Source organism: Nocardia cyriacigeorgica (assembly GCF_010858045.1).
In the GTDB taxonomy this organism is placed as follows: Bacteria; Actinomycetota; Actinomycetes; order Mycobacteriales; family Mycobacteriaceae; genus Nocardia; species Nocardia cyriacigeorgica_E.
This window is the reverse complement of sequence record NZ_JAAGVC010000001.1, coordinates 72,974-85,777: the sequence shown is the minus strand read 5'-3', so window position 1 is coordinate 85,777 and position 12,804 is coordinate 72,974. Positions and strand designations below refer to the sequence as shown.

Below are 12,804 nucleotides of genomic sequence, written 5' to 3'. Positions count from 1 at the left end.
GCCGATGAACTACCTCGTCGACAACTTCGGTGAGATCATGGGTTTCACCAGGACCCACCTGTATCTCGCGCTGCTGCCACTGCTGATCGGGCTGGTCATCGCGATCCCGGTCGGCGCGCTGGTGCGGCGGGTGCGATGGTTGCGTCGCGTGACGGTGACCGTGGCGGGGCTGGCGTACACGGTGCCATCGCTGGCACTGTTCGTGATCATCCCGCCGCTGGTGGGGATTTCGACGATCGATCCGCTCAATGTCGTCATCGCACTGGCCCTGTATTCGACGGCCCTGCTGGTGATCGCGGTGCCCGCGGCGCTGGATTCGGTGCCGGCCGATGTCGTCGATGCGGCCGAGGCGGTCGGGTTCAGCCCGCTGCGGCGCACGCTGACCGTCGAGATGCCGCTGGCCGTCCCGGTGTTCCTGTCCAGCCTGCGGGTCGTGGTGGTCACCAATATCGCGATGGTGTCGGTGGGGGCGCTGATCGGGGCCGGTGGTCTCGGCAAGCTGTTCACCCAGGGCTACCAGCGTGACTATCCGGACGAGATCGTCGCGGGCATCATCGTGACGCTGGCGCTCGCGCTGATCTTCGACCGCCTGGTGTACGCGCTCGGCCGCTTGGCCACCCCATGGCTGCGCGCGGACTCCCGGCGCGCACACCGGAAAGGCGCTGCGGCATGAACCTTTTCCTGGACGCCTGGGCCTACTTCACCGATGGCGCGAACTGGGGCGGGCCCACCGGCATCGAACGTCGTCTGGCCGAACATCTCTGGTACAGCTTCCTCACGGTGGCGTTGTCGGCGGTGATCGCGGTGCCGGTGGGGCTGGTCATCGGGCACACCCGGCGGGGTTCGGCAGTGGTGGTCGGGTTCGCCAATGCCATGCGCGCGCTGCCGACGCTCGGCCTGCTCACCTTCATGGTGCTGCTGCTCGGCCTCGGCCTGATCCCGCCGTTGCTCGCGCTGATCACCGTCGGGATCCCGCCGCTGCTGGCCGGCGCTTATGCCGGGGTCGCCAACGTCGCCGACGACGTGGTGGACGCCTCCCGCGCCATGGGGATGACCGAACGGCAGATCCTGCTGCGCGTGGAAGTCCCGAATGCTCTCCCGATCCTGCTGACCGGTCTGCGCGGGGCAACGCTGCAGGTGGTCGCGACCGCCACCATCGCCGCCTACGTCAATCTCGGCGGGCTCGGACGCTACATCTTCGACGGCATCGGCCTCTACCGCTACGACCGCGTGCTGGTGGGCGCGGTGCTGGTCGCGCTGCTGGCCATGGTCCTCGACGGGCTGCTGGCCTTCGCGACCTGGGCCACCATGCCCGGCACCCACCGCTTACGGCGCGGCGACGAACTCCGCACGCCGTGAAGCGGGCGGTTCTCACAACCAGTGGTTGCGGTGGAACACCACATACAAGCTGCCGCACACGGACAGGATCAGCACCCACACCGCCGGATAACCCCAGACCGTCTTCAATTCCGGCATGTGCTCGAAATTCATGCCGTAGATACCGGCGATCATGGTCGGCACCGCCGCGATCGCGACCCACGCGGAAATCTTGCGCATATCGGTGTTCTGCTGCACCGCGATCTTGGCCAGCGCCGCATTGATCAGCGAACCGAGCGATTCGTCGAAATCGACGATGCGGTCGGCGACGGTGGTGTGATGGTCGGCGACATCGCGGAAATACCGCCGGATCTCCTTCGGCAGTGGTAGATCGGTGTTCTGGCTGAGGATCTGCAACGGAACACCGAGCGGGTTGACCGCCCGCCGCAGTTCCACCACCTCACGTTTGAGCTGGTAGATGGATTCCACGCCGACCCGGCTGCGCGGAGTGAAGACCTCTTCCTCCATCTCGTCGATATCGTCCTCGATGGATTGCACCACCTCGAGATAGTTGTCGACGACGTAATCGGCGATGGCGTGCAGAACCGCGCCGGGCCCCAACCGCAGCCGCTCGGGATCGGCCTCCAGGCCCCGGCGCAGCGCGGCCAGCCCGGAATGCTCGCCGTGGCGCACCGCGACAACGAAATCGGGTCCGGTGAAGATCATCAGCTCACCGGTCTCGACGATCTCGCTGACCGAATTCATATCGTGTTCGTGATAGGCGACCGGACGCAGCACCAGCACCAGAGTGTCGTCGTAGCGTTCGAGTTTGGGTCGCTGGTGGGCGTGCACCGCGTCCTCGACGGCGAGGGCGTGCAATCCGAAGGTCTGCGCGACATCGGTCATCTGCGCCTCGTCGGGATCGTGCACACCGAGCCAGACGAAACCCTCGCCTCTGTCGCGCACCTCCCGCAACGCCGCGTCATGAGTGTAATGCCCGGGCAGCCGCACACCGTCGACGTACACGGCGCAGTCCACGATCGCCCGTGCCGTCGGCACCGGGATGCGTGGCAGCGGAGTCGGCGTCTTCGCCGGACCCCGGAAGTACGGCAGCGGCGGAATCGATGGCACCGGTCGATGCTACGTCCGCGGCGGGCCGGGCACGGCGCACCGGCCGGACATGGGCACCGCCCGCCGATCGCGCACTGACACACTGGAGGGCGTGCGCATCGACCTGCATACCCATTCGACCGCGTCCGACGGCACCGACACCCCGGCCGAGCTGGTGCGGAACGCGGCGGCGGCCGGCCTCGACGTCGTCGCGATCACCGATCACGATACGACCGCGGGCTGGGCCGAGGCCGTGGCCGCACGGCCCGACGGCCTGACCCTGATCCGCGGCATGGAGATGTCGTGCGTCGGTCTCGGTGAGGACGGCTGGCCCGTGCCGGTCCACCTGCTCGCCTACTTGTTCGACCCGTCCGACCGGGGTTTCGCCGATGAGCGTGAGCGGCTGCGGGCTGAGCGGGTCGAGCGGCTGCGCGCGATGGCCGAGCGGATGGCCGCCGACGGGCTGCCCGTCGACCCCGACGAGGTGCTGGCCTCGGCCGGCCCCTCGGCGGGTCGGCCGCATCTGGCCAGGGCGCTGGTCGCCGCCGGCGTCGTGCCCACCGTCGATGCCGCCTTCGCCGATCTGCTGGCACCGCACGGGCGCTACTACGCCGAAAAGGCCGATACACCGCTGCGCCGGGCGGTGGAGATGATCGCCGCCGCCGGCGGGGTCAGCGTGCTCGCGCACACCCGGGCACGCAAGCGGGGCAGGCTGCTGGCGATCGACGACATCCGCGAACTGGCCGAACTCGGCCTCGGTGGCCTCGAGGTCGATCATCCCGATCACAGCGAGGCCGACCGCGCCCTGCTGACCGAACTGTCCGCCGAACTGGGCCTGCTCACCACCGGTTCGTCGGATTACCACGGCAGCAACAAGACCATCCGGCTCGGTGAGTTCACCACCGATCCCGCTCAGCTCGAGGTTCTGGTCGGGAAGGCGACCGGGGTGCCGGTGATCGGCTCGTGAGACTCGCGCGCGGAATCAGCGGCCTGATCGCCGCGGGCATCTTCGCGCTCGCCGCCGTGGTGGTGGCCGCGGCGATCATCGGTGCGCGACGCGGCTTTCCGGGACCGGGCGGTGAATCGGTGACCTGGCATGTGGTGTCGGCGGCGATCGTCGTTGCGGCGCAGGTGTATTCGGATCGACATAAGGGTTTGGCGGCGTTTTCCGGATCGCTGGTCGTTTTCGCCACGGCCGGTGTGTTGCTGTGGACACAGTGGTGGAGCTGATAGTGCGGAATCGGTTGCGGGCGGGTGAAATGTGGCCGAATATTTGATCTCGTGAGTGAGTGGGAAACCGACGTTCTGATTCTCGGCGGTGGTCCCGCCGGAATCTGGGCGGCCCTCTCCGCCGCCGCCACCGGTGCGCGCGTGATCCTCACCGACAAGGCGCGCTGTGGCGCCGCCGGTCCGAGCGCCATCGGCACCACCTCGCTGTGGAACATCGCGCCGGGCCCGGCCCGCGCCGAAACCGTGCGGCGGGCGCTCGGCCACGGCGGCTGGCTCGGCGATCCGGAGACCATTCACCGGGTGCTCGCCGAAACGCACGAGCGCATCACCCAACTGGCCGACCGGGGACATCGATTCTCCGGCGGGCAACTCGCGGGACGGATCTGGCTCGATGGCGCCGCGTATCTGCGCCGCCTGCGCCGGGTCGCGCTCGAAGCCGGAGTGCGCGTACTCGATCATCACCCGGCCACCCAGCTCCTGGTGGACAGCGAGGGAATCGTCTCCGGTGCGGCGGGGATGCAGCGGCACAACAAGTTCCGGCCCTGGACGGTCCGCGCGTCGGCGGTGGTGGTCGCCACCGGCGGATGCGCGTTCGGGTCCGGACGCGCGGGCACCGACGTCGACACCGGTGACGGACTGCTGTTCGCCGTCGAGGCCGGGGCCGAGCTGTCGGGAATGGAATTCTCGAGCGCGTACGGTCTCGCACCGGCCACGTCGGTGAGCGCCGCCGATCGCGGGTTGATCTTCGCCGAATTGCACGACGAAACCGGGACCGTCATCGAAGGCCATCGCGGCGCCGCCTTCGCCGCGCTCGCCGAGGGACGCAGGATCTACGGGATCCCGGCGGCACTCTCGCCCGGTCAACGCCGTCGCCTGCGCCGGCACGGCACCGTCGACCCCGAGAAGGGCATCGCCCTGCGCGCGGTTCTCGAAGGCACCGTGCGCGGTACCGGGGGCCTGCATCTCACCGGCCCGGACTGCGCCACCAGCATCCCCGGGCTGTTCGCGGCAGGCGATGTCACCACCCGCGAGGCCGTCACCGGTGCGGTGAGCGGATTCGGCGGCAGCTGGGCACTCGCCTCGGGCACCTGGTCCGGCGCCGGTGCCGCTCGATTCGCCCGCGGGCGGCCGGTGCCGGACCGGCCCGCGCTCGCACCCGCCGGACCGGGAGCCGGCCTGAGTCCCGTCGCCCGGATCGATCCCCGCGCGGTGATCGGCCTGGTACAGGAACACACCCTGCCGTTGCGGCGCAGCTACCGGCGCAGCGCGGGCAGCCTGCGCGACAGCATCGCCGAACTCGACGCCATGTGGCCGGGCGCGCTCTTCGACCTCGGCGGCACCGGCGCCGAACGGCTGCGCGCCAGGGAAGCCGCGGCCATGCTCGCGGTCGCGCGCTGGACCAAATACAGTGCGCTGGCCAGGACCGAGAGCCGCGGCATCCACCGGCGCACCGACTTCCCCGAGACCGACGCCGGATGGCGGATGCGGTTGCGTTCGGGTGGGCTCGATACCGTCTGGGTGCGCACGACGGCCCGCAACCCGATCGAACCGCCGACCGCATCCCTGCACCCCGATGGGCCGACGCGATCGGTTCGGCCCATCCGCCCGCGCCGACGGGTGTCCGGCTTCGATCCGGCCGCACCCGGTTCCAGCTGACGGCGGTCGCCGAGGCGTTCACAGCCCGGCCCGACGGTATTTCTCACCGCGAGACCGGCCGAGACATAGGACAGCTCACGGCATCGGTACCGGCTGAGGCGAGTTTCCGCTTACGTCGGGGTAATTCCGGCGGCTTACCCTCGGATGATGGCGCACGATCACGACCGGACCCACCGGTTTGGCAAGTGGTCGGGCAGGCTGGCAGAATGTTGCGGATCCCCGACCCACGCCACCGCCGGGTACGGGAACCACGGTGATCACCGCCTCACGACGCACCGTCGTGTCCGGAGGATCGAACCGCATGATCTGTCCGGACCCACCCGTCCGGCTTCCGCTCCACGGATCAGTGCCGCGCCACGTCGACAGGGCTGTCGAGAAGTCGAAACGTACCGGTCAGCGCACCCGATGAGCGATACGAAGCACCTAGTACCAAAAAACCCGACGGTAACCGTCCCCCGGTTGTGACCGATCCCAGCAGGAGTGAAATCGTGTCATCTGTGACTGACGCACCGAACGCCACTGCCAGCAAGAATGCCGCCGCCGACCTCGCGGCGATCACCCACGAGGAGATCTTCGCGGGCCACCTCGGCGGCAAGCTCTCGGTAGAGCTGAGTGCGCCACTGGAAACCCAGCGCGACCTGTCGATCGCTTACACCCCCGGTGTCGCGCAGGTCAGCCGCGCCATCGCAGAGGACGAATCGCTCGCCAAGCGCTACACCTGGACCGACCGGCTGGTCGTGGTCGTCAGCGACGGCACCGCGGTGCTCGGCCTCGGTGACATCGGCCCGCGTGCGTCGCTGCCGGTGATGGAGGGCAAGGCCGCGCTGTTCAAGAAGTTCGCCGGGCTCGACTCCATTCCGATCGTGCTGGACACCAAGGACGTCGACGAGATCGTCGAGACCCTGATCCGGCTGCGCCCGAGCTTCGGCGCGGTCAACCTGGAAGACATCTCCGCCCCGCGCTGCTTCGAGATCGAAAAGCGCGTCATCGAGGCGCTGGACTGCCCCGTCATGCACGACGACCAGCACGGCACCGCCATCGTGGTGCTTGCCGCCCTCAACGGCGCGGCCAAGGTCCAGGGTCGCAGCACCTCGGGCCTGAAGGTCGTGGTGTCCGGCGCCGGCGCCGCGGGCGTGGCCTGCACCAACATCCTGCTCGCCGCGGGCGTCGCCGACGTCACCGTGCTCGACTCCAAGGGCATCGTCAGCCGGGACCGCACCGATCTCAATGACGTGAAGGCCGATCTGGCCCAGCGCACCAACCCGCGCGGCCTGACCGGCACCGCCGCCGACGCCCTCGCCGGCGCCGACGTCTTCCTCGGCCTGTCCGCGGGCAAGATCGGCGAGGACCTCATCGCCTCGATGGCCCCTGAGTCCATCGTGTTCGCCATGTCCAACCCGGACCCGGAGATCCACCCCGAGGTCGCCGCCAAGTACGCCGCCATCGTGGCCACCGGCCGCAGCGACTTCCCGAATCAGATCAACAACGTGCTCGCCTTCCCCGGCGTCTTCAAGGGCGCCCTCGACGCGGGCGCGCGCCGGATCACCGAGGGCATGAAGATCGCCGCCGCCGACGCCATCCTCGCTGTCGTCTCCGACGAGCTGGCCGTCGACAAGATCGTGCCGAGCCCCCTGGACCCGCGCGTCGCCCCGGCCGTCGCCGAGGCCGTGGCGGCTGCCGCCCGCGCGGAGGGCGTGGCGTAAAGGGCCGGCAACACCGCAGTACGAGGGCGCCGATCCAGCCGGATCGGCGCCCTCGCCATTTCCCGAAGGACGCCGCCACGGTGATCGCGTTGGTATCATTTTGGTATGACGACCATCAGCGTGCGGCTACCCGACGAGATTCACCAGAAGCTCAGCGCCGCCGCGGAGGCAGACCACATCTCGATCAATTCGGCTCTCGTCCAAGCGGCGCAAGCGTGGGTCGAGGCGCAGGCACAACGGGCTCGTAGCCGAGTTCTGGTTCAGGAAATCATGGCCGAGGACACGGAACTGCTCGCCATGCTGGGGGACGAGTGACGCCGAATGTCCTCATCATGATCAATTCGGTGGTGCTGGGCGGTTCGGCCGAGATTCGCGACGCGGGACTGCTGGCTGCCGCGGCTACTCGGTCGGAAGCGGTGCTCGCCGGCCGCGACGTCTATCCCACAATCGAGGAGAAAGCAGCCGCCGTGCTGCATTCGGTCGTGCGAACACGTCCATTTGTCCGCGGCAACAAGGCGACTGGCTGGATCGCATGCCGAATGATGCTGCGCTGCCAGGGTAAACGTCCCAGCTTGCCGGCAGCTGAGGCATTCGACCTCATCGACGAACTGGTGAGCGTCGACCTGACGGTCGCGGAATTGGTCGCCTCGTTGAAGGTCACGGAGGAGTGATCGGTGGACGGCGATCAACGGCCAGTCACTCAGCAACACGGCCGCATTCCCCTGCTCCGCGCGTCTCGTCTTGGTCTGCGAGATAAGCGAATGGCCCAGGAGATCCATGGGCCATTCGCGCGTTCTGCGGATTCGACAGGCGGTGCCTAGGCCGTTCCCCGGTCCTGGTAGTAGACGGTGATCGACGGCCACTCACCCTCGGCTGTCATCTCGGAGTGGAGCACCAGATCGGAAACCGACACATCGCCCAGCTCCTCAACGGTGTCGGCGACGGCCCGCAACAATGCGGCGACATCACCTTGCCCCTCCCCCTTCGGGTTGGCCTGCGAGAAATGAAATGCCTGATATCTGGCCACCATCGCAACGATCACTTTCTACGCTTTTGCTTGTTCCGGGACCCGCAGTACTTTTCTGACTGCTTAATCTTCTGCTGCGCACGGTTGTAGGCGTCTCTGTCATACGGACGACCGGCATTCTTGTTATCGACCGCGTCCTGCTCTTCCTTCGACAAGGTTGGACACTGCGGCTTCCCGGTACGGAACCCTGCCGAAGCCTCCTCGAACCGAACTACGGGCGAATCCGTTCCCAAAGCCCCTGCACCGATCGAAACTCCCGCGGAGCTCATTGCCGACCCCGCCAATGCTCCCGCATAGGCAGGAACACCCATGACCAGTGGTACAACCACCGACCCAGCAATAATTGCACCAGCAAATGCTTTTCGAATCACCCTCAGACCCCCTCCTGAATTTAAAGGCCCGACGACTGCGATTCGGAATCAGTGATGACGAATACTGAATCCATTTCAAGGTTCAGAACCATGCAAGGCAGGTCGACACACAATCCCCCCTCGTAGACTCGAGCCAGCCGAATTTGATCATGAAACCACCGAGCGCGTCAAGTCGCCGCATGCTGAATGCGTTGACAGGCACAGACATTCAGCTCTGAGTCACACGACTTTGTCGTCGTCACCGTGCGCACGGGCTCGGCACCGCGCCGAGTGCCGAGCCCTCCTGTCACGGCACGCTCATCGCCGGTCCAGCTCACACTGCTGCGCTACAGCGACGCAGCTCCGCGGTTGGGGTCGCGGACGTCGATTCCGGCTTCGGCCCACGCGTCTCGTAGTGCCTGGGCGCCGCGTACTCGGACCCAGGCCGCCTCGGTGGCGGTGACGGGGACGACGTCGAGGTAATGGACCGGCTCGGCGGGTTCGGGCAGCGCCACGTCCGGAATGTCGCTGGGGCCGAGCAAGACCGCGGTGAACGGCGAATTGGTCCACATCGGCTCACCCAGGTCCAGCAGCGCATCCTCTTGCAGCACAACGCCTTCCACGGCCGGTGCGGCGGCGAGCACGCCGAGGGTGCGAGCGAGGCCGGATGCCGCGCCGAGCCCGGCGTGCAGGGTGAGAATCAGTTCGGCGCGCGGGCCTTTCACCGGGTCGGCCAGCAGCTCGGACGGATCGCCCATCGGATGACGGGAACCACCCAGCGTGGCGTAGTGCACGAAATCGTCGCCGGGAGCGATGCGCAGGATCTCGATCGGTTCGAGCCCGAGGAAGGTCACCGAGGCCGCGTCCACCGCGGATGCGTCGACGCCGAAATGTCGCAGCACGCCGGCGCGCACCGTATTCACCACATCCATGCGGTCAGATCGCCAGTCGCGCGAGCATGTCCCTGGCCTGCTCGGCCGTCTTGGGATCGCACAGCACGTCGTAACGGCCCGCGACCAACTGCATGGTGGACGCGAAATCGCGCTGGCCCTTGGTCGCCGCATACGGGATGGAGGTGGAGATGACGCCGAAGATGATGCCGCCGACCAGGCCCACCAGCAGCGGGCCCAGCGCCCCGCCGGTGGTGAACAGGCTCAAGAGCAAACCGAGGAACAGGCCGAGCCACGCACCCGAGACCACACCCCCGCCGATCACCTTGCCCCAGTTCAACCGGTAGAGCACCCGCTCGACCTGCATGAGATCGACGCCGACGATCGTCACGTCCTGCACCGGGAACTGGTTGTCGGCCAGGTAGTCGACGGCGCGCTGCGCCTCGGCGTAGGTCGGATACGACCCCACCGGCCAGCCCGACGGCGGCGTCGGCAGACCTTGCCTGCCGCGATTCGCGTTCCCCAAGGGATTCGTCATAGGTCCATTCTGCTATTCCATCGAGCGCCGTGCCGTGCTATATACCGCGCGTCACTTTTCCGGTGGGGTGAAACGGGTGGTGCGCGACATGCCCGCGGCCCGGCCCTTGTCGGCGATCACCTGCGCCATCTTGGCGCTGGCCTCGTCGATCATCTCGTCGCCGAGCATCACCGCACCGCGTGCCCCGCCCTCGGTGGAGGTGTGGAAGGCGTAGGCCTCCAGGATCAATTCGGCGCGGTCGTAATCGGCCTGGCGCGGGCTGAAGATCTCGTTGCAGGCCTCCACCTGGCTCGGATGCAGCACCCATTTGCCGTCGAAGCCGAGCGCCGCGGTGCGGGCGGCGGCGCGGCGGAATCCGTCGACGTCACGCACCTGCAGGTAGGGACCGTCGATAGCCTGCAGGCCGTGCGCCCGTGCGGTGAGCAGGATCGTCATCAGGATGTGGTGGTAGGCATCGCCGGTGTCGTAGCCCTCCGGCTGCTCGCCCACCACAAGGGTGCGCATATTGATGCTGGCCATGAAATCGGCCGGACCGAACACCAGCGCCTGCACGCGCGGGCTGGCGGTGGCGATCTCGTCGATATTGCGCAATCCGAGCGCGTTCTCCAGCTGCGGTTCGATGCCGATCCGGCCCGGCTCGAGGCCGTTGGTCTGCTCCAGTTGGCTCAGCAGCAGATCCAGTGCCCGCACCTGGCCCGCGTCGGTCACCTTGGGCAGCAGGATCGCATCGATCGCGGTGCCCGCACCGTCGATCACGCTGATCACATCCTGGTAGGTCCACGGCGTGGTCCAGTCGTTGACCCGCACCACCCGCAGCTGCGAACCCCACCCGGAATCATTGAGCGCGGCAATGATGTTGGCGCGGGCGGTGGCCTTGGCGGGCGGGGCGACGGCGTCTTCCAGATCGAGGAACACCTCGTCGACCGGCAGGCCCTTGGCCTTCTCGATCATCTTCGGGTTGCTGCCCGGCACAGCCAGAACGGAACGGCGTGGCTTCATCAACACTCCTGTCGTCGGCCGAAATCGGCCCGCAGTGTCATTAGTCTGGCAGTCATGGCAGCTACCAGGGTCTACGTCGCCAGGCTGGCCGGCCTGGCGGTGCTGGGACCGGACGGCGAGTCTATCGGCCGCATCCGCGACGTGGTCGTGGCAGTCCGCTACGACCGTCAACAGCCGCGGGTACACGGCTTGGTCGTCGAATTGCCGACCAGGCGGCGGATCTTCGTGCCGATGCTGCGGGTGACCTCGATCGAACCGGGCAACGTCACCCTCAATACCGGCACCGTCAGCCTGCGCCGCTTCGCCCAGCGGCCCGGCGAACTGCTGGCCCTGGCACAGATCGTGGATTCGGCGGTGCGCGTGCACGACCCGGACCTGTCCGACCTGGCGGGGGTGGATGTGTTCGTGGTCGATCTCGGCCTGGAGCAGACCAGGACACGGGATTGGCGGGTGTCGCGGGTCGCGGTGCGCGGGCACCGGAGGCTCGGACGCAGGCGCACGGTGCACGTGGTGGACTGGCAGCACGTCACCGGGCTGACACCGTACGAGATCGGCAGGCCGGGTCAGGAGGTCACCAGTCTGCTCGAACAGTTCGAGGGCCTGCGCGCCGCCGACGTGGCGCATCTGCTGCGGGAACTGCCGGAGAAACGCCGCCTCGAGGTGGCGATCGCACTCGACGACGAACGCCTCGCCGACGTCGTCCAGGAGCTGCCCGATGACGATCAGGTCGATCTGCTCGGCCATCTCGAGGTGCGCCGGGCCGCCGACGTGCTCGAGGCGATGGACCCCGACGATGCCGCCGACCTGCTGGGCGAGCTGCCCGAGAACGAGGCCGAATCGCTGCTGGCGCTGATGGACCCGGAGGAATCGGAGCCGGTGCGCAGGCTGCTCGCCCACTCCCCGGATACCGCGGGTGGCCTGATGACGCCGCGCCCGGTGGTGCTGACCCCGGCCACAACGGTGGCCGAGGCGCTGGCCCGGGTGCGCAACCCGGATCTGACCCCGGCCCTGGCCTCGATGGTGTTCGTGGTGCGGCCGCCGACCTCCACCCCGACCGGACGCTATATGGGCTGCGTCCATCTGCAACAGCTGCTGCGCGAGCCGCCTGCGCATCTGGTCGGCGGGCTGCTCGACACGGATCTGGCCACCTTGCGGCCGGAGGCGCCGCTGGCCGCCGTCACCCGCTACTTCGCCACCTACAACCTGGTCTGCGGGCCGGTGGTGGACGAGGAGAACCACCTGCTCGGCGCCGTCAGCGTCGACGACGTGCTCGATCATCTGCTGCCCGAGGACTGGCGCGAGGACGAGGAGCTACACGAAGGGGTGACCGGCCGTGACTGACAAGACTCCCCTCGGACGGGCCGTGAACCCGGCACGGCAGCGGCTGGAAACGCCGGTCGAGTCGCGTTTCCGGTTCGATTGGGACGCCGAGGCGCTGGCGCGCACCAGTGAGCGCATCGCGCGGTTCCTCGGCACCGGCCGCTATCTCGCCATCCAGACGGTGATCGTGGTCGTCTGGATCCTGCTGAACGTCTTCGTGGTGACGCTGCGCTGGGACCCGTACCCGTTCATCCTGCTCAATCTGGCCTTCTCCACCCAGGCCGCCTATGCCGCGCCGCTGATCCTGCTGGCGCAGAACCGGCAGGACAACCGCGACCGCGTCTCGCTCGAAGAAGACCGGATGCGGGCCGCGCAGACCAAGGCCGATACCGAATTCCTGGCCCGCGAACTGGCCGCGCTGCGCCTGGCCGTCGGCGAGGTGGCCACCCGTGACTACTTGCGCCGCGAACTCGACGAGATGCGTGAGGTGCTCGACCGACTCGCCGAGGCGACACTGCCGGAGCACGAGCCTCGCTCAGACAAGACCGGAAAGGTCACACGCAAGAAAAGCTCCGGTCGAAAGCAGGGCACAGCCCCGGTTTCACCACCCGCCGCCGATGATTGACCGGAAATACACAACAGTCTTCTGACCGATGGGTAACCT

16 protein-coding genes are annotated in these 12,804 nt (G+C 67.8%); 10 read left to right on the top strand and 6 right to left on the bottom strand.

From position 1 onward, the window contains the following. The first annotated feature begins 4 nt into the window (after nucleotides 1-4). Together GV790_RS00435 and GV790_RS00430 are read left to right on the top strand one after the other, a co-directional pair. Nucleotides 5-673 (top strand): ABC transporter permease, encoded by a 669-nt coding sequence (locus tag GV790_RS00435; protein ID WP_163809272.1) that lies wholly within the window; start codon nucleotides 5-7, stop codon nucleotides 671-673. Beyond that, a complete protein-coding gene (locus GV790_RS00430) occupies nucleotides 670-1,359 on the top strand; it encodes an ABC transporter permease (RefSeq protein WP_163809270.1) in 690 nt (229 codons plus the stop codon). The genes GV790_RS00435 and GV790_RS00430 overlap by 4 nt, the downstream gene beginning before the upstream one ends. A gap of 12 nt (nucleotides 1,360-1,371) precedes the next feature. Here GV790_RS00430 and GV790_RS00425 read toward each other — a convergent pair whose 3' ends face one another. Next, on the bottom strand, nucleotides 1,372-2,448 hold the full coding sequence (locus GV790_RS00425) for a magnesium and cobalt transport protein CorA (protein ID WP_163809268.1): 1,077 nt from the start codon (nucleotides 2,446-2,448) through the stop codon (nucleotides 1,372-1,374). Between the two features lie 91 nt (nucleotides 2,449-2,539). On the opposite strand from GV790_RS00425, the gene GV790_RS00420 reads away from it, so the two are divergent. The 6 genes from GV790_RS00420 (at nucleotide 2,540) to GV790_RS00395 (ending at nucleotide 7,687) form a co-directional block, all read left to right on the top strand. After that, nucleotides 2,540-3,394: a PHP domain-containing protein gene (locus tag GV790_RS00420; protein ID WP_163809266.1), complete on the top strand. Its 855-nt coding sequence runs from the start codon at nucleotides 2,540-2,542 to the stop codon at nucleotides 3,392-3,394. Continuing rightward, entirely contained in the window at nucleotides 3,391-3,657 is a 267-nt protein-coding gene (locus tag GV790_RS00415; RefSeq protein ID WP_163809264.1) for a hypothetical protein, read from the top strand. The genes GV790_RS00420 and GV790_RS00415 overlap by 4 nt, the downstream gene beginning before the upstream one ends. Nucleotides 3,658-3,708: 51 nt before the next feature. Continuing rightward, nucleotides 3,709-5,313, top strand: a complete 1,605-nt coding sequence (locus tag GV790_RS00410) for an FAD-binding protein (RefSeq protein WP_280213651.1) — start codon at nucleotides 3,709-3,711, stop codon at nucleotides 5,311-5,313. A gap of 488 nt (nucleotides 5,314-5,801) precedes the next feature. After that, on the top strand, nucleotides 5,802-7,016 hold the full coding sequence (locus GV790_RS00405) for an NAD(P)-dependent malic enzyme (protein ID WP_375139354.1): 1,215 nt from the start codon (nucleotides 5,802-5,804) through the stop codon (nucleotides 7,014-7,016). A gap of 105 nt (nucleotides 7,017-7,121) precedes the next feature. After that, a complete protein-coding gene (locus GV790_RS00400; protein WP_163809258.1) occupies nucleotides 7,122-7,331 on the top strand; it encodes a toxin-antitoxin system HicB family antitoxin in 210 nt (69 codons plus the stop codon). After that, entirely contained in the window at nucleotides 7,328-7,687 is a 360-nt protein-coding gene (locus GV790_RS00395; protein WP_339384790.1) for a type II toxin-antitoxin system death-on-curing family toxin, read from the top strand. The genes GV790_RS00400 and GV790_RS00395 overlap by 4 nt, the downstream gene beginning before the upstream one ends. 146 nt (nucleotides 7,688-7,833) lie before the next feature. Here GV790_RS00395 and GV790_RS00390 read toward each other — a convergent pair whose 3' ends face one another. From GV790_RS00390 to GV790_RS00370, 5 genes are all read right to left on the bottom strand, one after another. Continuing rightward, nucleotides 7,834-8,058, bottom strand: coding sequence for a hypothetical protein (locus tag GV790_RS00390; protein ID WP_280213648.1), 225 nt, complete (start codon nucleotides 8,056-8,058; stop codon nucleotides 7,834-7,836). Then, on the bottom strand, nucleotides 8,055-8,414 hold the full coding sequence (locus tag GV790_RS00385) for a hypothetical protein (protein ID WP_163809253.1): 360 nt from the start codon (nucleotides 8,412-8,414) through the stop codon (nucleotides 8,055-8,057). Before GV790_RS00385 ends, GV790_RS00390 begins: the two co-directional genes overlap by 4 nt. Before the next feature lie 326 nt (nucleotides 8,415-8,740). Then, on the bottom strand, nucleotides 8,741-9,325 hold the full coding sequence (locus GV790_RS00380) for a suppressor of fused domain protein (RefSeq protein ID WP_175585756.1): 585 nt from the start codon (nucleotides 9,323-9,325) through the stop codon (nucleotides 8,741-8,743). 4 nt (nucleotides 9,326-9,329) lie between these two features. Further along, nucleotides 9,330-9,821, bottom strand: coding sequence for a general stress protein (locus GV790_RS00375; RefSeq protein WP_014352664.1), 492 nt, complete (start codon nucleotides 9,819-9,821; stop codon nucleotides 9,330-9,332). A gap of 51 nt (nucleotides 9,822-9,872) precedes the next feature. Next, entirely contained in the window at nucleotides 9,873-10,820 is a 948-nt protein-coding gene (locus tag GV790_RS00370) for an HpcH/HpaI aldolase/citrate lyase family protein (RefSeq protein WP_163809250.1), read from the bottom strand. Nucleotides 10,821-10,874: 54 nt separating this feature from the next. On the opposite strand from GV790_RS00370, the gene GV790_RS00365 reads away from it, so the two are divergent. Further along, entirely contained in the window at nucleotides 10,875-12,161 is a 1,287-nt protein-coding gene (locus GV790_RS00365; RefSeq protein WP_163809248.1) for a magnesium transporter MgtE N-terminal domain-containing protein, read from the top strand. Further along, a complete protein-coding gene (locus tag GV790_RS00360; RefSeq protein ID WP_175585755.1) occupies nucleotides 12,154-12,765 on the top strand; it encodes a DUF1003 domain-containing protein in 612 nt (203 codons plus the stop codon). Before GV790_RS00365 ends, GV790_RS00360 begins: the two co-directional genes overlap by 8 nt. Nucleotides 12,766-12,804: the final 39 nt, after the last annotated feature.

Coding starts and splice junctions, on each gene's coding strand:
- GV790_RS00435 (WP_163809272.1), top strand. CDS start 5: ATGAACTACCTCGTCGACAACTTCGGTGAGATCATGGGTTTCACCAGG.
- GV790_RS00430 (WP_163809270.1), top strand. CDS start 670: ATGAACCTTTTCCTGGACGCCTGGGCCTACTTCACCGATGGCGCGAAC.
- GV790_RS00400 (WP_163809258.1), top strand. CDS start 7,122: ATGACGACCATCAGCGTGCGGCTACCCGACGAGATTCACCAGAAGCTC.
- GV790_RS00380 (WP_175585756.1), bottom strand. CDS start 9,325: ATGGATGTGGTGAATACGGTGCGCGCCGGCGTGCTGCGACATTTCGGC.
- GV790_RS00375 (WP_014352664.1), bottom strand. CDS start 9,821: ATGACGAATCCCTTGGGGAACGCGAATCGCGGCAGGCAAGGTCTGCCG.
- GV790_RS00370 (WP_163809250.1), bottom strand. CDS start 10,820: ATGAAGCCACGCCGTTCCGTTCTGGCTGTGCCGGGCAGCAACCCGAAG.
- GV790_RS00365 (WP_163809248.1), top strand. CDS start 10,875: ATGGCAGCTACCAGGGTCTACGTCGCCAGGCTGGCCGGCCTGGCGGTG.